Origin of the sequence: Pseudomonas sp. NCCP-436, from assembly GCF_019656335.1 — a bacterium.
Lineage (GTDB): Bacteria > Pseudomonadota > Gammaproteobacteria > Pseudomonadales > Pseudomonadaceae > Aquipseudomonas.
Genome location: NZ_BPLZ01000009.1, coordinates 1 through 19,411, shown reverse-complemented (window position 1 = coordinate 19,411; position 19,411 = coordinate 1). Strand labels below are relative to the sequence as shown.

The window sequence follows — 19,411 nt, the reverse complement described above, 5'->3', positions numbered from 1 at the left end:
GACCCAACGTCAGGCACCGCACATAAACAGGTCGCGCATGTTACCAGACGCTTCGGTCGATGCAAGCGGCTCAAGCCGCCGACCGTCGCATGCTAAGATCGACCGCCTGACCATGGAGCCCATGCGTGCCCGAACCGATCCTGCGCCTCGCCCTGCCGTCACCCCTGCGCCGCCTGTTCGACTACCGTCCGCCGGCCGGCGCCCCCCGCAGCGCCCTGCAGCCAGGCGTGCGGCTGCGCGTGCCCTTCGGCCGACGCGAGATGATCGGTATTCTGGTGGAAACCGGCAGCCACAGCGAGGTGCCGGCAGACAAACTCAAACCGGCACTGGAGCTGCTCGATGCACACCCGCCGCTGCCGCCGGCGCTCTTTCGACTGTGCCTGTGGACGGCGCAGTACTACCAGCACAGTCTGGGCGACACCCTGAGCTGGGCGCTACCGGTGCTGCTACGCCAGGGCGAAGCTGCGGAAACCCGTCAGGAGCGCTTCTGGCTGGCCAACCCCGACGCCAGCCTCGACGACCCGCGCCTGACTCGTGCGCCACGTCAGCGCGAGGCACTCAGGGTGCTGACCCAGCATTCCCATGGGGTGCCCCATAGTCTACTGGGACAGTTGCAGCTCAACCGCGACAGCCTGCAACTTCTGCACGAAAAGGGCCTGGTGCGCGTAGAAGTCCGCCCCCCCCGGCCGCAGCCGCGTCCGAGTCACTGGCTGGCCCAGCCGGAGCTGCCGCTTAATGAGGAACAGCGTGCCGCCGTCAATGCCGTTGCTTCTGCGCGCGGGCAATACAATGCATTCCTTCTGGCCGGAGTCACCGGCAGCGGCAAGACCGAGGTCTACCTGCAGTTGATCCACCAGTGCCTGCAGGCCGGCAAGCAAGCGCTGGTGCTGATCCCGGAAATCAACCTCGGACCACAGACTTTCGAGCGCTTCGCCCGCCGCTTCAATGCCCGCATCGCCCTGTTGCACTCGGCAGTCAGCGACCGCGAGCGACTGGATGCCTGGCTGGCTGCCCGCGACGGCGAGGCTGACATCGTCATCGGTACCCGCTCGGCGCTATTTACGCCGATGAAGAATCCGGGGCTGATCATCGTCGACGAGGAACACGACGCTTCCTATAAACAGCAGGAAGGTCTGCGTTATCACGCTCGCGACCTGGCACTGGTACGCGCCCGCCAGGAGAACATCCCAATCCTGCTTGGCTCAGCCACCCCGTCACTGGAAAGCCTGCACAATGCCCACAACGGGCGTTACGCCATGCTCAGACTGACCCGCCGCGCCGGCGGCGCCAGTCAGCCACGCTTCCGGCGTCTGGACGTCAAAAGCCGACCACTGGACTCAGGCATATCTGGACCGATGCAGCAGGCTATCGCTCAGACCCTTGCAGCCGGCCAGCAAGTACTGGTGTTCCTCAACCGCCGCGGCTTTGCTCCTACGCTGCTGTGCCACGATTGCGGCTGGCTGTCGGAATGCCCGCGCTGCGACGCTCGTATGACCGTGCACCAACGCTACCGGGAGCTGCGCTGCCACCACTGCGGTCATGTCGAGCGCCAGCCGGACAGCTGCCCGAAATGCCGGCATGTGGATCTACGCCCGGTAGGCGCCGGCACCGAACGTGCGGAAGAACGTCTGGCACTCCTATTTCCGGATTACCCGGTACTGCGCATCGATCGCGACAGCACCGCACGCAAGGGCGCCATGGATCGCCTGTTCGGCACCATCAACAAGGGCGAGCCCTGCATTCTGGTAGGCACCCAGATGCTCGCCAAGGGCCACCACTTTCCGCGAGTGACTCTGGTGGCCATTCTCGATGCCGATGGCGGATTGTTCTCCGCCGACTTCCGCGCCAGCGAGCGCATGGCGCAGTTGATCGTTCAGGTGGCCGGGCGCGCCGGGCGCGCCGAGGAGCCCGGCAAGGTAATCATTCAGAGCCACCTGGCCGACCACCCGCTGCTGGTACAGCTCACCGAGCAGGGCTACTTCGCCTTCGCCGAGCAGGCTCTGTCCGAGCGTCGCGCCGCCGGTCTGCCACCATTCAGCCACATGGCGCTGCTGCGCGCCGAGGCGCACAAGCCCGGCCAGGCCGAAGCCTTCCTCGATGAGGCCTGCGCCGAAGCCGAACACCTGCTGGGCCAGCTCGGTCTGAACGGCATCGAGCTGCTCGGACCGGTGCCCGCTCCGATGGAGCGCCGCGCCGGTCGCTTTCGCGCCCAGTTGCTGCTGCAGAGCAATGCCCGCGCCAACCTGCATCGCCTGCTCACGCCCTGGCTGCAGTTTCTGGAGCAATCACCGAGCGGTCGCGCAGTACGCTGGTCGCTTGATGTGGATCCGATCGATCTGTTCTGAGACGCTCCCGGCTTTCTGCCCGGAGCCTGTGGCCTGGCAGTCACTGCTGCTCTTATAATGCGCAGTTTTCGACCAATACCCCAAGGCAACCCGAGCCGACCATGAAAGACAGCATTCGCCACCTGATCCAGCAAGCTCTCGACCGCCTCACTGCCGAAGGCACGCTGCCAGCCGGTCTGACGCCTGCCATCCAGGTGGAGAACACCAAGGACAAGAGCCACGGTGACTTCGCCAGCAATATCGCCCTGATGCTGGCCAAACCCGCCGCCATGAAACCGCGCGACCTGGCCGAAAAACTCATCGCCGCACTGCCCGCCGATGCCGGCATCGCCAAGGTGGAAATCGCCGGGCCAGGCTTTCTCAACTTCTTCCAGAGCACAGACGCCCTTGCCCAGCGCCTGGAAGACGCGCTGGCTGACGAGCGTCTCGGCGTGCGCAAGGCCGGTGCGGCCCAACGCGTGGTCATCGACCTGTCTTCGCCGAACCTGGCCAAGGAAATGCACGTCGGCCACCTGCGCTCGACCATCATCGGCGACGCGATAGCCCGGGTGCTGGAGTTTCTCGGCGACGAAGTCATCCGCCAGAACCACGTCGGCGACTGGGGCACCCAGTTCGGCATGCTGCTGGCCTTCATGGAGGAAAACCCGAGCGCTGCCGAAAGCGAGCTGGCCGATCTTGAAGGTTTCTACCGCGCCGCCAAGAAACGCTTTGACGACTCGGCCGAGTTCGCCGATCGCGCCCGTGAGCTGGTCGTCCAACTACAAGCCGGAGACGAGCAGTGCCTGAAGCTGTGGCACCGTTTCAACGACATCTCCCTGTCTCACTGCCAGAAGGTCTACGACCGCCTCGGCGTCAAGTTGGGCATGGCCGACGTCAAGGGCGAAAGCGCCTACAACGCGGATCTGCCGGACATCGTCCAGTCACTGCGCGACAAGGGCCTGCTGACCGAGGACAACGGCGCCCAGTGCGTCTTCCTCGATGAGTACAAGAATGCCGAAGGCAACCCGCTGCCCGTAATCGTGCAAAAGGCCGGCGGTGGCTACCTCTACGCGACCACGGACCTGGCGGCCATGCGTTACCGCAGTCAGGTGCTCAAGGCCGATCGTGCCCTGTACTTCGTGGACCAGCGTCAGGCCCTGCACTTCCAGATGGCCTTCGAAGTGGCACGCCGTGCCGGCTTCGTCCACGACGGCATGCAACTCGAACACATGGGCTTCGGTACCATGAACGGCGCCGACGGTCGTCCGTTCAAGACCCGAGATGGCGGCACGGTCAAACTGATCGACCTGCTCGACGAAGCCGAACAGCGCGCCTACGAGCTGGTCAAGACGCGTAATCAGGAGCGCGGCATTGAGCTGGATGAGGACGAGTTACGCACCATTGCCCGAGCCGTGGGCATCGGTGCGGTGAAGTACGCCGACCTGTCCAAGCACCGCACCAGCGACTACAGCTTCAACTTCGAGCTGATGCTGAGCTTTGAGGGCAATACCGCGCCCTATCTGCTCTATGCCTACACCCGGGTAGCCAGCCTGTTCCGCAAGCTGGGCCGCAGCCTGGATGATATCGGCGGTCAAATTCGCCTGGCGGCAGAACAGGAACAGGCCCTGGCCGCCAAGCTGGCGCAGTTCAACGAACTGCTCGGCAGCGTTGCCGACAAGGGAACACCGCACATGCTGTGCAGTTACCTGTACGACCTGGCTGGTCTGTTCTCCAGCTTCTACGAGAACTGCCCCATCCTCAACGCCGAAGACGAAGCAACCCAGCAGAGCCGTTTGCGCCTGGCCGCCCTCACCGGCCGCACCCTCAAGCAGGGCCTGGAGCTGCTCGGCCTGGAAACCCTGGAGCGGATGTAAATGGCTGCACGCAAGAAACCGGCACCCAAGCGCGGCGCCAGCCGCTATCAGCCCCCAGCGAAGAAGCCGGTGCCCGGCTGGATCTGGCTGGCCTGCGGCCTGGTGATCGGCGGTTTCTTCATGTTCCTGTTCAGCCTCGAACCCGGTCGCGACGAGATCAAGCGCGACCGCGGCGAGCAGGTACGCAACAGCACACCGGAGGTCAAGCCGAAACCCGCCGAACCGGCCAAGCCCAAGTACGACTTCTACACCCTGCTGCCGGAATCCGAGGTGATCCTGCCGCAAGCACTGGAAGAACCGGCAGCGCCACCACCGGCGAGCAAACCCGTGACTCCGGAGCAAGCAGCAAAGATCGACGAGGCCCGCGCTCTTGCCGCGCTCAATGGCGAAACCCCACCACCGCCACCGGCCGTGGTCGCCAGCGCCCCGATCACTACCCAGTTCTTCCTCCAGGCCGGATCGTTCCGCAAGCGCGAGGATGCCGACAGCCTACGCGCACAGATCATCCTGCTTGGCCAGAATGTGCGGGTGGAGACCGGCAAGGTGCGTGACGAAACCTGGCACCGGGTATTGGTGGGCCCGTTCGCCAGTCGTGAACAGTTGGCCAGCGCCCAGAAATCCCTTGCCTCAAGCGGCTTTAGCAACCTGCTGTTACAACAGCGCCAGGTACGCTGATCAACACCTGCAGCGTCGCCGCTTGAAAAACGGCGACGGCTCCCCCATCTGAGTCTTCATTCGGGCAGTTCGCCCCGCAGCGTGGAGACTCTTCCTTGACCACCATCGTTTCAGTTCGCCGCCACGGCAAGGTCGTGATGGCCGGTGACGGCCAGGTTTCCCTGGGCAACACCGTGATGAAAGGCAACGCCAAGAAGGTTCGCCGGCTCTACCACGGCCAAGTGCTGGCCGGCTTCGCCGGAGCTACCGCCGACGCCTTTACCCTGTTCGAACGCTTTGAAGGCCAGCTGGAAAAACATCAGGGCCACTTGGTGCGCGCCGCCGTCGAACTGGCCAAGGACTGGCGCACCGACCGCAGTCTGAGCCGACTGGAGGCCATGCTGGCAGTAGCCAACAAGCATGCCTCACTGATCATTACCGGCAACGGCGACGTGGTCGAGCCCGAGGAAGGCCTGATCGCCATGGGCTCCGGCGGCAACTTCGCCCAGGCCGCGGCACGCGCCCTGCTGATGAAGACCGACCTGTCCGCCCGCGAAGTGGTAGAAACCGCACTAGGCATCGCCGGCGACATTTGCGTCTTCACCAACCATCACCAGACCATCGAGGAACTGGACGCCACTCAGTAACGTCCACTGCCTCACAGCTTTTTCGATAGCGAGCCCGACTCCATGTCCATGACGCCCCGTGAGATCGTTCACGAACTCAACCGCCACATCATCGGCCAGGACGACGCCAAACGCGCCGTCGCCATTGCCCTGCGCAATCGCTGGCGGCGCATGCAGCTACCGGCCGAGCTGCGCCAGGAAGTGACGCCGAAGAACATCCTGATGATCGGCCCGACCGGTGTCGGCAAGACCGAGATCGCCCGGCGCCTGGCCAAGCTGGCCAACGCCCCGTTCATCAAGGTTGAGGCCACCAAGTTCACCGAGGTCGGCTATGTCGGTCGTGACGTCGAGTCGATCATCCGCGACCTGGCCGACGCGGCCGTGAAGATGCTGCGTGAGCAGGAAATGACTCGAGTACGCCACCGTGCCGAGGACGCTGCCGAGGAGCGCATCCTGGATGCCTTGCTGCCACCCGCACGCCAGGGCTTCGGTGACGAGCCGGTGCGCAACGAGGACTCCAACACCCGCCAGCTGTTCCGCAAGCGCCTGCGCGAAGGCCAGCTCGACGACAAGGAAATCGACATCGAGGTGGCTGACGCGCCCATGGGCGTGGAAATCATGACCCCCCCAGGTATGGAGGAGATGACCAGCCAACTCCAGAGCCTGTTTGCCAGCATCGGCAAAGGCAAGAAGAAGACCCGCAAGCTGAAGGTAGCCGACGCACTCAAGCTGGTGCGCGACGAGGAAGCCGCACGCCTGGTCAACGAGGAAGAGCTAAAGGCCCGTGCACTGGAAGCGGTGGAGCAGAACGGCATCGTCTTTATCGACGAGATCGACAAGGTTGCCAAACGTGGCAACACCGGTGGCGCCGACGTCTCCCGCGAAGGCGTGCAGCGCGATTTGCTGCCGCTGATCGAGGGCTGCACGGTCAATACCAAGCTGGGCATGGTCAAGACCGACCATATCCTGTTCATTGCCTCGGGCGCTTTCCATCTGGCCAAACCCAGCGACCTGGTGCCTGAGTTGCAAGGTCGCCTGCCAATCCGCGTCGAACTCAAGGCCCTGAGCCCGCAGGATTTCGAGCGCATCCTCAGCGAACCGCACGCTTCGCTCACCGAGCAGTACAGCGCCCTGCTCAAGACGGAAGGGCTGAACATCGAGTTCACCGAGGACGGTATCAGGCGCCTGGCGGAGATTGCCTGGCAAGTCAACGAGAAGACCGAGAACATCGGTGCCCGCCGCCTGCATACCCTGCTTGAGCGGCTGCTCGAAGAAGTTTCCTTCAGCGCCGGCGACCTGGCCGTGCAGCAGAATGGCCAGGCCATTCGCATCGATGCCGACTACGTCAACAGCCATCTTGGCGAACTGGCGCAGGATGAAGATCTGTCGCGCTACATTCTGTAACTACTGCGGCCGGATGCGCGGGCTACGTGCATCCGGCCTTCGCCCGGGAAATACCCGCCATGCCCATTCCCAGCGCCATCAAGCTGCACAAGGCCTCGAAAATTCTCGAACTGCGCTACGGTGAACAGTCCTACCGGCTGAGCGCCGAATTCCTGCGTGTCCACTCCCCCTCGGCCGAAGTTCAGGGTCACGGCAACCCGGTTCTGCAGAGCGGCAAGCTGAACGTTGGCCTGGAGCGTATCGAGCCGGCCGGCAACTATGCACTGAAACTGTGCTTCGACGACGGCCATGACAGCGGACTGTTCACCTGGGACTATCTCCATGAACTGGCCACCCGCCAGGAAACCCTGTGGGCCGATTACCTGGCCCAGCTTGCCGCCGCCGGAAAATCCCGCGACCCCAATGAATCAGTCGTACGCCTGATGCTCTGACCAAGCACAACCCGCGACGCAGAGCCATCCCCGCCCCATACCCTGCACTTCGACGCCAGTTAGAGCGCGTTTTCTAATTTATCGCGGCATACTCCCGCGCCATTGACCTGCTTGCCTAACTGTCAAAACTCGGGTAACCAAGGATCTGGCAGGTTCTCTGCATTCGTCACTGGCGAATGCAATGCGCGGATTTGATCTGTACCCGGCAACCCGAGCACTACCGGGCCCCGAGTCGTCACGCCCACCACGGGCCGGTATTTGCCTCAGGACAATGGAGCGTCGTAGATGAGTGACAAGAATAACGAAGAGCTGAAACGCCAGGCCTCGGAAAACACCCTGGGGCTCAATCCGGTTATCGGCATCCAGAGCCGGGATCTGCTCGCCTCCGCGCGCATGGTGCTGGCCCAGGCACTCAAGCAACCCTTCCACAGTGCCAAGCACGCCGCTCACTTCGGCCTGGAGCTAAAGAACGTCATGCTCGGCCAGTCCAGGCTCCAGCCCGACGAGGGGGATCGCCGCTTCAACGACCCCACCTGGAGCCAGAACCCACTCTACCGGCGCTACCTGCAAGCCTACCTAGCCTGGCGCAAGGAACTGCACGACTGGATCGAACACAGCTCGCTGTCCGAGCAGGATGCCAGTCGTGGTCATTTCGTCATCAACCTGATGACCGAGGCCATGGCGCCGACCAACAGCATGGCCAACCCGGCCGCGGTCAAACGCTTTTTCGAAACCGGCGGCAAGAGCCTGCTTGATGGCCTGTCGCATCTGGCCAAGGATCTGGTGCACAACGGTGGTCTGCCCAGCCAGGTGAACATGGCCGCCTTCGAGGTGGGCAAGAACCTCGCTACCACCGAAGGCGCGGTGGTATTCCGCAATGATGTGCTGGAACTGATCCAGTACCGGCCCATTACCGAAAAAGTGCATGAACGCCCGCTACTGGTGGTACCACCGCAAATCAACAAGTTCTACGTCTTCGATCTGTCACCAGACAAAAGCCTGGCGCGCTTCCTGTTGCGCAACCACATCCAGACCTTCATCGTCAGTTGGCGCAACCCGACCCCGACGAACCGCGAATGGGGCCTGACCACCTATATCGAGGCCCTCAAGGAGGCCATCGAGGTGGTCTGCACCATCACCGGCAGCAAGGACGTCAACACCCTCGGCGCATGTTCCGGCGGCATTACCGTAGCGGCACTGCTTGGCCATCTGGCCGCCCTCGGCACGCAGAAGATCAATGCTGTGACCCAGGTGGTCAGCGTGCTGGACTTCAGCCTCGACACCCAGATCGCACTGTTCGCCGACGAAAAGACTCTGGAAGCAGCCAAGCGCCGCTCCTACCAGGCCGGTGTACTGGAAGGTAAGGACATGGCCAAAGTGTTCGCCTGGATGCGGCCCAACGACCTGATCTGGAACTACTGGGTCAACAACTACCTGCTCGGCAACGAACCGCCGGTATTCGACATCCTCTACTGGAACAACGACACCACTCGTCTGCCAGCCGCTTTCCACGGCGAATTGGTAGAGATGTTCAAGCACAACCCGCTGCTGCGCCCCAATGCGCTGGAGGTCTGCGGCACACCCATCGACCTGAGCCAGGTCAAAACCGACATCTACTGCGTGGCCGGCACCACCGACCACATCACGCCCTGGGAGACCTGCTACAAGTCGTCACTTCTGTTCAGCGGCTGTAATGTCGAGTTCATCCTTTCCAACAGCGGGCACATTCAGAGCATCCTCAACCCGCCAGGCAACCTCAAGGCGCGCTTCTCCACCAACAGCGAACGCCCGTCCTCGCCGCGTGAGTGGCTCGAGGGCGCGACCAAGCACGCTGATTCCTGGTGGCTGCACTGGCAGAGCTGGCTCAGCGCGCGCTCGGGCGAGCAGAAGAATGCGCCACGCACGCTCGGCAGCCGCAAGTACCCGGCCGGGGAAGCCTCGCCCGGTACCTATGTGCATGAACGCTGATCGGCAGCCCCCTCGGCGGCACCTGGATGTGCCGCCGACCAGTGCCCAAGTGCCGGCTCGCCAGGCTCGTCCTGGACATCCCGGATGCGGTTCGGAAGACCGTGCCCGGCACTCAACTGCTTAGGGGCTGCCCCCATGTCGCAACCATTCGTTTTTCGCACCATCGACCTCGATGGCCAGACGCTTCGCACCGCCGTCCGCCCCGGCAATGGTCAGTTGGTGCCACTTCTGATCTTCAATGGCATCGGCGCCAACCTGGAGCTGGTGATGCCCTTTGTCGCCGCACTCGACCCGGGCCTGGAGATCATCGCCTTCGACGTGCCTGGTGTCGGCGGTTCATCCACCCCGATCACGCCCTACCGCTTCCCCGGCCTGGCCAAGCTGGCGGCACGCATGCTGGATTACCTGAACTACGGCCAGGTCAATGCCATCGGCGTATCCTGGGGCGGAGCACTGGCCCAGCAGTTCGCCCACGACTACCCCGAGCGCTGCAAGAAGCTGATCCTTGCCGCCACCTCGGCCGGAGCCGTGATGATTCCGGGTAAACCCAAAGTGCTCTGGCGCATGGCCAGTCCACGGCGCTACATCCAGCCGTCCTATGGTGTACAAATTGCGCCGGACATCTACGGCGGCGCCTTCCGCCGCGATCCAGGGCTGGCCACTGCGCATGCCAGCAAGGTTCGCTCCGGCGGCAAGCTCGGCTACTACTGGCAGCTGTTCGCCGGGCTCGGCTGGACCAGCATCCACTGGCTGCACAAAATCCGCCAGCCGACCCTGGTGATGGCTGGCGACGATGATCCGCTGATCCCGCTGATCAATATGCGCTTGCTGGCCTGGCGCATTCCCAACGCCGAGCTGCACGTCATCGACGACGGACACCTGTTCCTGGTAACCCGAGCCGAGGCTGTGGCGCCGCTCATCATGAAATTTCTTGAGGAGGAGCGGCAACGCGCGGTGATGCACCCGCCGCCCTCCACCATCCGGCCCTGACAAACAACCGGCACCTCGTACTTGTCCAATCAGCCGGTTTGAAGCTGCAGGCAGCTCTCTACGGAATTATTCAAGGAAAGGCCGGCTACACGCCCTGGTCACGCACAGGAAGCAGCACATGAAGACTCGCGAACGCATTCTGCAGACCGCCCTGCGGCTGTTCAATGAACAGGGCGAGCCCAATGTTTCAACCCTGGAGATCGCCAACGAGCTGGAGATCAGTCCGGGCAACCTCTACTACCACTTCCACGGCAAGGAGCCGCTGGTAATGGAGCTGTTCGAGCGCTTCCAGAGCGAAATGGCTCCCCTGCTTGATCCGCCGGCTGAAGCACGCCTGGAAGTGGAAGACTACTGGCTGTTCCTACATCTGATAGTCGAGCGCCTGGCGCAGTACCGTTTCCTCTTCCAGGATCTGTCGAACCTGGCCGGCCGCCTGCCAAAACTGGCCAGGGGAGTACGCCACTGGGTTAATGCACTGAAGCGCACCCTGGCGGCGCTACTGGCGCGGCTGATGGCCAATGGTCAACTAGACAGTGACACTCAGGCATTGGGTCAACTGCTGGAACAGATCACTATGACCCTGCTGTTCTCGCTCGATTACCAGCGCATCCTCGGCGAGGAGGCCGAGGTACGCCTGGTGGTGTACCAGATCATGATGCTGGTTGCGCCGCATCTCACTGAGATGGTGAGGCCCACCGTAGAACAGCTCGCCCTGCGTTATCTGCAGGGCTGAGCGGCCGCCAGCGCGACACTGGGCGGCCTGGTGTGGCTCAGGAGGCGCTTTGCTCGGCAGCTGGGGCAGTGGCCGGAACCTCTGCAGTCGGAGCAGCCTGAGTCTCTGCGACAGGAGCCTGCGGAGCAGCGGCAGGCTTGGCCACCGTACGCTTGCGGGTTGCTGGCTTCTTCTCTGTAGCCGGCTTGGCCGCAGTCGCTGCTTTGGCAGGGCTCTTCGCAGCTGCTTTGGCAGCCGTCTTCGGCGCAGCCTTGGCACCTTCAGCAGCCTTGGCCGCCGGTTTTGCAGCGGTCTTGGCAGCAGGCTTCTTCGCCGCCGGTTTGGGAGCAGCCTTGGCAGTCGTTTTCGCGGCCGGCTTGGCCACCGACTGGGCGCTCACGCCGGCAAGCTTCTCCAGCTCCCGAGTCAGGCTTTCGACCTTCTCGCTAAGCGCCTTGACCTCAACTCGGCTGGGTACGCCCAGGCGTGAGATGGCACTGTTTAGCCGCTTGTCGAAGGCCTCCTCCAGTTCGCTCCACTTGCCGATTGCCTTGTCCTTGACCTTGTCGACCTTGGAGCGTGCGCCACCAACCCCGCTCTTGACCGCCTCGACCTGCTTGTCGACCTCACTCTTGACCAGCTTTTCAGCCTTTTCGCCATCCTTGACCAGCGCATCGAACAGCTTTGTGCCGTCCTTGCTCACTTTCGAGTAAGCACCCAGGCCTGCCAGCCAGATCTGGCGCGAGTATTTCTCCACCTCGCCGACCCAGGAGCCAGCCTGTTTCTCGGTTTTCTTCTTGATAGCCATCCTGATCTCCTTATTTGGTACGCGCGACATGCTCGAGCAGGGCGCTCAACTCATCCAGCTTAGCAGAGAGCATTTCCACATCCTGCCGGGACGGAATACCGAGACGGCTCAACCCGGCAGCCACTCGTGTATCGAAGGCCCGCTCAATTCGCTCGAGTTGGACATCGACCTTACCCTTAAGCTCCGTGACATTGTTTTTTACCAGTTCGATCCGGCTATTGGCCGCTTCGACCTGTTCATCCACCCGCTTGCGGCCCTTGCCCTCGACTTGCTCCCCGGTCTTGACCAACTCACGGAAATACTCGAGCCCCTCGGCTCCCGCCTTGGCGTAGGCGCCCAGGCCGGCCAGGTAGATCTTGCGGGCATAGCCCTTCACATCACCGAGCAGCCCGTTCTTGGCCTGGCTATCGATTTCGACGTCCTTCTCCACGGCAACTTTCGACATGGTGCACCTCACGCATTCTTTCAGTTAGCGGAAACGCCCACGAAATGCAGGCTTGGGTACACCCTAAGGAGAAAAATTAGAAATCACATACTAGACCGGCATACAGCACCACCACGTATTGCGCGCGGCGACGTTGAAAGCAATCGCTTCAGGCCAGCGACTTGTCCAGTGCACGCTCGATCTCGCGCTGGATCATTCCGCCCATGGGCGACAGCAGCAAGCCCAGTTTCAGCTCCACCCGAACCGTACTGTCGCCCACCTCAATACTGCCCTCGGCACCGCTGCGACGGAATTCCAGGGTGTCACCCTGCCAGCGATAGCGCACCTCATACTCGCTGGCCAGTCGTTCGGCCAGTTGCTCGGCCTTCGTGCGTGCGGCCTCGCGGCCAAGGGAATGGGAACGTTCAACACGGATGCGAGACATGGCAACTCCTTGATCGACAACATGGCCTGCGGCATGGGGTCACGCCACTCTAGCAGTCTGTGGTGCCGACGGGCAGCCGGGCAAGACAAAGGGCCGGACCCTCTTTAGAATGGACGGTGATTTTCAGCCGGTAGAGCGATATGAGCGACCCACGCAAAGCCCAGGAGCAGGAACCCACCACCCATTTCGGCTTCCAGAGCGTGCCGGAAAGCAAGAAGGCGGAAAAGGTCGCCGAGGTATTCCACTCGGTGGCCGCCAAGTACGACCTGATGAATGATGTGCTCTCCGGCGGTCTGCACCGGCTGTGGAAGCGCTTCACCATTGAGCTGTCCGGCGTACGCCCGGGCAACCGTGTGCTGGACATCGCCGGTGGTACCGGTGACCTGACCCGCAAATTCGCCAGTCTGGTCGGACCGACCGGCGAGGTAGTACTTGCCGACATCAACGATTCGATGCTCAAGGTCGGTCGTGACCGTCTGCTGGACAAGGGCGTGGCCAGCAACGTTTCGTTCGTCCAGGCCGACGCCGAAAAGCTGCCCTTCCCGGACAACCACTTCGACGTGGTCACCATCGCCTTCGGCCTGCGCAACGTCACCCACAAGGAAGACGCCCTGCGCTCCATGCTGCGCGTGCTCAAGCCGGGCGGCCGCCTGCTGGTGCTGGAATTCTCCAAGCCGGGCAACCCGCTGCTGGCCAAGGTCTATGACACCTATTCGTTCAGCTTCATGCCGCTGGCCGGCAAGCTGATCACCAACGATGCCGACAGCTACCGTTACCTCGCCGAGTCGATCCGCATGCACCCGGATCAGGAAACGCTCAAGGCGATGATGGTCGAGGCCGGCTTCGAGCGTGTGACCTATCACAACATGACCGGCGGCATCGTCGCCCTGCACCGCGGCATCAAGCCCTAATGCTGGTCACCGGACTGCTGGCAGGCGTCGAGGCAGGACTCAACCGCGTCCTGCGCCTCGATGCCACCGCCCTGCCGCGCCTGCAGGCGCTGAGCGGCAAGGTTATCGCCGTGCATGGCAGCAACCCGGCCTTCTCGTTCTACCTGCTGCCCAGCGGGGACGGTCTACAACTGGCTGGTCAATGGCACGTCGATGCCGACTGCAGCCTCTGCGCACCAGCTGCCAGCCTGGTGCGACTGGCTGTAAGTCGCGACAAGACCAGCGTACTGCATGCCCCGGAAGTCTCACTGGACGGTGACAGCGGCGTTCTGCTGCAACTGGCAGATATCCTCCAGGATCTGGAACTGGACTGGGAATACGAACTGTCTCGCTGGCTAGGCCCGCTGGCCACGCCCCTGCTTGCCGGACATCTGCGCAGCCGGGTGAATCTGACCAGCAGCAGCGTAGCCAGCCTCCGGCAGAATCTGGCTGACTTCCTGGCAGAGGAATCTCGCAGCCTGGTGGGCCAGCGCGAAGCCGAAGCCCGCTTCAACGAACTCGATCAGCTCAAGCTCGCCCTCGACCGACTTGAGGCGCGCATCGAACACCTGAGCCAACGAGCGCCCGACGCATGAAACTACTCGCCGTTCGCCGCCTGCTGCGCATCCAGCGCGTAGTCGTTCGCTACCAACTGGATGAGCTGCTGCTGGAGCTTCCGCTACCAGCCTGGCTGCGTGCCCTTGCCTGGCTGCTGCCGTGGCGCTGGCGGCCACGCAAGCCGCTACAACTGTCGCGCGGCATGCGCCTGCGCCTGGCGCTGGAAGAACTGGGACCGATCTTCATCAAGTTCGGCCAGTTGCTGTCGACCCGGCGCGACCTGATGCCAGCGGATATCGCCGACGAGCTGGCGCGCCTGCAGGATCAGGTACCACCCTTCCCGGAAGGCCAGGCCATCGCACTGATCGAAGAACAGCTCGGCGCCAGCGTCGGCCGCCTGTTCACCCGCTTCGACAGCCATCCGCTTGCCTCGGCCTCGGTCGCCCAGGTACATGCCGCACAACTGAAAAGCGGCGAGGAAGTGGTGGTCAAGGTGGTGCGCCCGGGGCTGAAACCGGTGATCCGCCAGGATCTGGCCTGGCTGTTCCTGATTGCCCGCATCGCCGAGAAGGTCTCGGCCGACGCCCGCCGGCTACGCCCGGTGGAGGTGGTCAGCGACTACGAGAAGACCATCTACGATGAACTCGACCTGCTGCGCGAGGCCGCCAACGCCAGCCAGCTGCGACGCAACTTCGAGGGCTCGGCGCTACTCTACGTACCTCAGGTGTACTGGGACTATTGTCGCCCACAGGTACTGGTGATGGAGCGCATCTACGGCGTGCCGGTCACTGACCTGTCGACTCTGGCCGACCAGCGTACCGATATGAAACTGCTGGCCGAACGAGGTGTGGAAATTTTCTTCACCCAGGTGTTCCGCGACAGCTTCTTTCACGCCGATATGCACCCTGGCAATATTTTCGTCAGCACCCGAACGCCGTGGGACCCGCAGTACATCGCCATTGACTGCGGCATTATCGGCAGCCTCACCGACGAAGATCAGGACTATCTGGCGCGCAATCTGCTCGCCTTCTTCAAGCGTGACTACCGCAAGGTGGCGCAACTGCACATCGACTCGGGCTGGGTGCCGGCCGATACCAAAGTCAACGAGTTCGAAGCAGCGATCCGTACCGTGTGCGAACCTATCTTTGAAAAACCGCTGAAGGACATTTCCTTCGGCCAACTGCTACTGCGTCTGTTCCAGACCGCGCGTCGCTTCAACATGGAAGTGCAGCCGCAACTGGTACTGCTGCAGAAGACCCTGCTCAACATTGAGGGCCTTGGCCGCCAGCTGTACCCGGATCTGGATCTGTGGAGCACTGCACAACCCTACCTGGAACGCTGGATGCGCGAGCGCATGAGCCCACGCCACGTGCTGCGCCAATTGCAGCAGCAGGCCGAGCAGGTGCCGCATCTTTCGCAGATTGCCCGCGAAACCCTCGAGCGCCTGCACCAGTCCGGCCAGCCGCAAGCAGTAGAGCGCCACTGGCCGCTGCATTTGATCGGAGCGGCGCTGGTGGCCGGTGGAGTGCTGCAAGGGCCGGGCTACCTGCCGGATACCTGGCCAGCCTGGCTGATGCTGACCAGCGGCCTTTATCTCATCGCACGCCGATAGCCAGCTCTGTATGGCACTGGCACACTTGGCAGAGCAACTGATACGGATCACCCATGAACGACTGGCTTGACGACATTCACTGGAACGAAGACGGCCTGGTGCCCGCCATCGCCCAGGATTACCAAAGCGGCCGCATCCTGATGATGGCCTGGATGAACCGTGAATCCCTCGCCCTCACCGTAGCCGAGCAGCGTGCCATCTATTGGTCACGTTCGCGTGGCAAACTATGGCGCAAGGGCGAGGAGTCCGGCCATGTGCAGAAACTGCATGAACTGCGTCTGGACTGCGACGCCGACGTCATCGTCCTGCAGGTCGAGCAGCTCGGCGGCATTGCCTGCCACACCGGCCGGGAAAGCTGCTTCTACCGGGTGCTGGAGGACGGTACCTGGAAAACCGTCGAAGCGGTTCTGAAGGATCCGCATGCAATCTACTCCGCGGAGCACCGCCATGACTGATACTCTAAGCCGGTTGGCCGAGGTTCTCGAAGCGCGCAAGGGCGCGGCCCCCGACACCTCGTACGTCGCCAGTCTCTACCACAAGGGGCTGAACAAGATTCTGGAAAAAGTGGGTGAGGAGTCGGTGGAAACCATCCTCGCCGCCAAAGATGCCGAGCGCAGCGGTGACTGCGCCGATCTGATTTACGAAACCGCCGACCTGTGGTTCCACAGCCTGGTCATGCTCGCCGCCCTTGGCCAGCATCCGCAGGCCGTGCTCGACGAACTGGAGCGGCGTTTTGGCCTTTCCGGCCATGCGGAAAAAGCCGCACGGTCTCACGAATAACCTTCTACTACGGAGAACGCATCATGGGTCTCGGCGGAATCAGCATCTGGCAACTCCTGATCATCCTGCTCATCGTGGTCATGCTGTTTGGCACCAAGCGCCTGAAAAACCTCGGCTCGGATCTGGGCGACGCCATCAAGGGCTTTCGCAAATCGATGGACAGCGGCGAGACTGGCAAGCCTTCCGTAGAAGACAGCAAGGGCCAGACCATCGACGCCCAGGCGCGCAAGGTGGAAGAGCCGGCGAAGAAAGACTAAGGACAAACCGCCATGTTCGACATCGGTTTGAGCGAGCTGCTCCTGGTTGGCCTGGTAGCCCTGGTGGTGCTTGGTCCCGAGCGCCTGCCCGGCGCCGTACGCACGGCCGGCTTATGGATCGGCCGGCTCAAGCGCAGCTTCCAGGCAATCAAGGCCGAGGTAGAACGAGAAATCGGCGCCGACGAGATCCGTCGCCAGCTGCACAATGAGCGGATCCTTGAGCTGGAGCGAGAGATGAAGGCGATGAAGCAGGAGCTGACCGCCACTGTTAACAGCCGGCAGGAGGAACCTGTTACTCGTTCCGATGCGGAAGCTGAAACACGAGCGCCTCAAGACCAGAATCCCCAGCCATGAGTAAAACGCCGGAAACCGACCAGGAAATGCCTCTGGTCTCGCACTTGACCGAGCTACGCACGCGCCTGCTGCGCTGCGTAGTGATCGTCCTACTGATCTTCGCCGGGCTGTTCTATTTCGCCCAGGACATCTATGCCCTGGTAGCCGCCCCCTTGCGTGCCTATCTGCCGGAAGGCGCGACGATGATCGCCACAGGCGTGGCATCCCCCTTTCTCACCCCCTTTAAGCTGACGCTGATGTGCTCGCTGTTCCTCGGCATGCCGGCGATCCTGCATCAGGCCTGGGGCTTTATTGCGCCTGGACTTTACACCCACGAGAAACGCATTGCCGTGCCATTGCTGGCTTCCAGCATCCTGTTGTTCTACGCAGGCATGGCCTTTGCCTACTTCGTGGTATTCCCCATCATGTTCGGTTTCTTCGCCAGCGTGACACCCGAAGGCGTGGCGATGATGACCGACATCGGTCAGTACCTGGATTTCGTCCTGACCCTGTTCTTTGCCTTCGGCATAGCGTTCGAGATCCCCATTGCCACCTTCCTGCTGATCTGGGTCGGCATCGTCGATGTCGCCACCCTGCGTAAGAGCCGCCCCTACGTGATCGTCGGCTGCTTCGTAGTCGGCATGGTGCTGACGCCGCCGGACGTGTTCTCGCAAACCTTGCTGGCCGTACCCATGTGGCTGCTGTTCGAGGCGGGCGTACTGGCCGGTGCGCTGGTACGGCGCAAGCGCGAGCAGGAACAGTCCGCCGACTCCACAGGCCAGCCGCCCGCATCATTGCCATGAATCTGCTGCTGCTGGAGGACGCCGACTTCGTCGGCGTTGATCGCGTACGCCTCAGTGGTCGGCGTCTGAAACACCTGCATGAAGTCCACCGTGCCGAGGCTGGCGACCGCCTTCGAGTCGGCCGCCTTGGTGGGCTGATGGGCGAAGGCAGGCTGCTTGCACTGGATACCGAGCATGCCGAGCTGCAGATCAAGCTCGACCAGTCGCCGCCAGCCAAACTGCCGCTGACCCTGATCCTCGCCCTGCCGCGCCCGAAAATGCTCAAGCGCGTACTACAAACCGTTAGCGCCATGGGAGTGGCACGCCTGGTGCTGGTCAACAGCTACCGAGTGGAGAAGAGTTTCTGGCAGACGCCGTTTCTCGAACCTGAAGCGATCCGCGAACAACTGATCCTTGGCCTGGAGCAGGCGCGCGATACGCTGCTGCCCGAAGTGAGCATCGAAAAACGCTTCAAGCCCTTCGTCGAGGATCACCTGCCCAGGATGGCGGCCGGCACGCTTGGTCTGATCGGCCATCCTGGCGACTACCCGGCCTGCCCACGAGCGGTAGAAGAGCCGGTGACCCTGGCCATCGGCCCGGAAGGTGGCTGGATTCCCTACGAGGTGGAACTGTTGCGCGAAGCCGCCGGGCTGCAGCCGGTACAGCTCGGCGAACGCATTCTGCGAGTGGAAACGGCGGTGCCAGCGTTACTGGCCAGGTTGTTCTAACAGGCCGTTGAAAAACGTAGAAGAGGCAGGCAAGACAATACGGGTTCTACCCCGTTAACACGGACACTTTCGAGTAAGCTCACGCCGAGCTGAAGGAGTGTTCATGAAGCGCAAGAAATACAGCCCTGAATTCAAGCGGGAAGCCATCGAGCTGGTTCGTCGTTCAGGGGCGAGCTGCCGGCAGGTGGCCCTGGAGATTGGTGTGGTCCCCAACCTGCTCACACGCTGGGTGCGGGAGGCGCAACCAGGCACTGAGAAAGCCTTCCCTGGAACGGGAAGCCCGCGGGATGAGGAGCTTGCCCGCCTCAAGCGTGAGTTGGCCCGGGTCACCAAGGAACGTGATTTTTTAAGAGACGCGGCAGCGTACTTTGCCAAGGAGTCATCGAGCGGTACACGGTGATCCAGCGCTGCCGCAACGAGTACCCGGTACGCCTGATGTGCCGTTGCCTGAAGGTTTCCGCCAGCGGCTACTATGCCTGGCAGGATCGCGAGCCAAGCTCACGTGCTCAAGAGAATGCGCGCCTGGTGATGCGCATTCGTGAGATTCACGAAGACAGCCGTGGTGTGATCGGAGCACCACGCATGCACGAGGATCTGCGCGACGAGGGCGAAACCGTCAGCCTGAATCGCGTTGCTCGCCTGATGGCGGCTGAGCAAATTCAAGGCTGGCCACGCCGGAAGCGGCGTGGCTTTGGGAGAGTGGCCAGCAGCCGTCCAGCAGGCGTGAAAAACCTGCTGGAGCGCGACTTCACCGCGCAGGAACCAGAGCGCA

At 62.5% G+C, this 19,411-nt stretch carries 21 protein-coding genes and 1 pseudogene; 19 read left to right on the top strand and 3 right to left on the bottom strand.

Features of this window, described 5'->3' with window-relative positions; translation table 11 throughout:
* Window positions 1-125 precede the first annotated feature (125 nt).
* The 9 genes from NCCP436_RS11105 (at window position 126) to NCCP436_RS11065 (ending at window position 11,004) form a co-directional block, all read left to right on the top strand.
* On the top strand, window positions 126-2,345 hold the full coding sequence (locus NCCP436_RS11105) for a primosomal protein N' (protein ID WP_220804067.1): 2,220 nt from the start codon (window positions 126-128) through the stop codon (window positions 2,343-2,345).
* Window positions 2,346-2,446: 101 nt separating this feature from the next.
* Entirely contained in the window at window positions 2,447-4,198 is a 1,752-nt protein-coding gene (gene argS / locus NCCP436_RS11100) for an arginine--tRNA ligase (RefSeq protein WP_220804066.1), read from the top strand.
* The gene (locus NCCP436_RS11095) at window positions 4,199-4,873 is read left to right on the top strand and encodes an SPOR domain-containing protein (RefSeq protein ID WP_220804065.1); all 675 of its coding nucleotides are present in this window, start codon (window positions 4,199-4,201) and stop codon (window positions 4,871-4,873) included. It abuts the gene before it with no gap.
* A gap of 95 nt (window positions 4,874-4,968) precedes the next feature.
* The gene (hslV, locus tag NCCP436_RS11090) at window positions 4,969-5,499 is read left to right on the top strand and encodes an ATP-dependent protease subunit HslV (RefSeq protein ID WP_220804064.1); all 531 of its coding nucleotides are present in this window, start codon (window positions 4,969-4,971) and stop codon (window positions 5,497-5,499) included.
* Between the two features lie 42 nt (window positions 5,500-5,541).
* Window positions 5,542-6,882, top strand: coding sequence for an HslU--HslV peptidase ATPase subunit (hslU, locus tag NCCP436_RS11085; protein WP_220804063.1), 1,341 nt, complete (start codon window positions 5,542-5,544; stop codon window positions 6,880-6,882).
* Window positions 6,883-6,941: 59 nt separating this feature from the next.
* Window positions 6,942-7,313 (top strand): gamma-butyrobetaine hydroxylase-like domain-containing protein, encoded by a 372-nt coding sequence (locus NCCP436_RS11080; protein ID WP_220804062.1) that lies wholly within the window; start codon window positions 6,942-6,944, stop codon window positions 7,311-7,313.
* Window positions 7,314-7,598: 285 nt separating this feature from the next.
* A complete protein-coding gene (gene phaC, locus NCCP436_RS11075) occupies window positions 7,599-9,281 on the top strand; it encodes a class II poly(R)-hydroxyalkanoic acid synthase (RefSeq protein ID WP_220804061.1) in 1,683 nt (560 codons plus the stop codon).
* Between the two features lie 135 nt (window positions 9,282-9,416).
* A complete protein-coding gene (gene phaZ, locus NCCP436_RS11070; protein ID WP_220804060.1) occupies window positions 9,417-10,271 on the top strand; it encodes a poly(3-hydroxyalkanoate) depolymerase in 855 nt (284 codons plus the stop codon).
* Window positions 10,272-10,389: 118 nt separating this feature from the next.
* Entirely contained in the window at window positions 10,390-11,004 is a 615-nt protein-coding gene (locus tag NCCP436_RS11065; protein WP_220804059.1) for a TetR/AcrR family transcriptional regulator, read from the top strand.
* 37 nt (window positions 11,005-11,041) lie between these two features.
* On the opposite strand, the gene NCCP436_RS11060 is transcribed toward NCCP436_RS11065, so the two are convergent.
* The 3 genes from NCCP436_RS11060 to NCCP436_RS11050 form a co-directional block, all read right to left on the bottom strand.
* Window positions 11,042-11,791, bottom strand: a complete 750-nt coding sequence (locus NCCP436_RS11060; protein WP_220804058.1) for a phasin family protein — start codon at window positions 11,789-11,791, stop codon at window positions 11,042-11,044.
* A gap of 10 nt (window positions 11,792-11,801) precedes the next feature.
* On the bottom strand, window positions 11,802-12,236 hold the full coding sequence (locus NCCP436_RS11055) for a phasin family protein (RefSeq protein ID WP_220804057.1): 435 nt from the start codon (window positions 12,234-12,236) through the stop codon (window positions 11,802-11,804).
* A gap of 148 nt (window positions 12,237-12,384) precedes the next feature.
* Entirely contained in the window at window positions 12,385-12,660 is a 276-nt protein-coding gene (locus NCCP436_RS11050) for a polyhydroxyalkanoic acid system family protein (protein WP_220804056.1), read from the bottom strand.
* 140 nt (window positions 12,661-12,800) lie between these two features.
* Here NCCP436_RS11050 and ubiE point away from each other — a divergent pair, with 140 nt between their 5' ends.
* From ubiE to NCCP436_RS17655, 10 genes and pseudogenes are all read left to right on the top strand, one after another.
* Complete coding sequence (gene ubiE / locus NCCP436_RS11045) at window positions 12,801-13,571, top strand: bifunctional demethylmenaquinone methyltransferase/2-methoxy-6-polyprenyl-1,4-benzoquinol methylase UbiE (protein ID WP_220804055.1); 771 nt, start codon at window positions 12,801-12,803, stop codon at window positions 13,569-13,571.
* A complete protein-coding gene (locus NCCP436_RS11040) occupies window positions 13,571-14,185 on the top strand; it encodes an SCP2 domain-containing protein (protein WP_220804054.1) in 615 nt (204 codons plus the stop codon). The genes ubiE and NCCP436_RS11040 overlap by 1 nt, the downstream gene beginning before the upstream one ends.
* The gene (gene ubiB / locus NCCP436_RS11035; protein WP_220804053.1) at window positions 14,182-15,759 is read left to right on the top strand and encodes a ubiquinone biosynthesis regulatory protein kinase UbiB; all 1,578 of its coding nucleotides are present in this window, start codon (window positions 14,182-14,184) and stop codon (window positions 15,757-15,759) included. Before NCCP436_RS11040 ends, ubiB begins: the two co-directional genes overlap by 4 nt.
* Window positions 15,760-15,812: 53 nt before the next feature.
* A complete protein-coding gene (gene hisI, locus NCCP436_RS11030) occupies window positions 15,813-16,214 on the top strand; it encodes a phosphoribosyl-AMP cyclohydrolase (RefSeq protein WP_220804052.1) in 402 nt (133 codons plus the stop codon).
* A complete protein-coding gene (locus NCCP436_RS11025; protein ID WP_220804051.1) occupies window positions 16,207-16,539 on the top strand; it encodes a phosphoribosyl-ATP diphosphatase in 333 nt (110 codons plus the stop codon). Before hisI ends, NCCP436_RS11025 begins: the two co-directional genes overlap by 8 nt.
* A 23-nt stretch (window positions 16,540-16,562) precedes the next feature.
* Window positions 16,563-16,796 (top strand): twin-arginine translocase TatA/TatE family subunit, encoded by a 234-nt coding sequence (gene tatA, locus NCCP436_RS11020; RefSeq protein WP_220804050.1) that lies wholly within the window; start codon window positions 16,563-16,565, stop codon window positions 16,794-16,796.
* Between the two features lie 12 nt (window positions 16,797-16,808).
* Window positions 16,809-17,150: a Sec-independent protein translocase protein TatB gene (tatB, locus tag NCCP436_RS11015; protein ID WP_220804049.1), complete on the top strand. Its 342-nt coding sequence runs from the start codon at window positions 16,809-16,811 to the stop codon at window positions 17,148-17,150.
* Window positions 17,147-17,932, top strand: a complete 786-nt coding sequence (gene tatC / locus NCCP436_RS11010) for a twin-arginine translocase subunit TatC (protein WP_220804048.1) — start codon at window positions 17,147-17,149, stop codon at window positions 17,930-17,932. The genes tatB and tatC overlap by 4 nt, the downstream gene beginning before the upstream one ends.
* A complete protein-coding gene (locus NCCP436_RS11005) occupies window positions 17,929-18,639 on the top strand; it encodes a 16S rRNA (uracil(1498)-N(3))-methyltransferase (protein ID WP_220804047.1) in 711 nt (236 codons plus the stop codon). Before tatC ends, NCCP436_RS11005 begins: the two co-directional genes overlap by 4 nt.
* A 103-nt stretch (window positions 18,640-18,742) precedes the next feature.
* A pseudogene (locus NCCP436_RS17655) lies at window positions 18,743-19,411 on the top strand (IS3 family transposase); the annotation flags it as partial.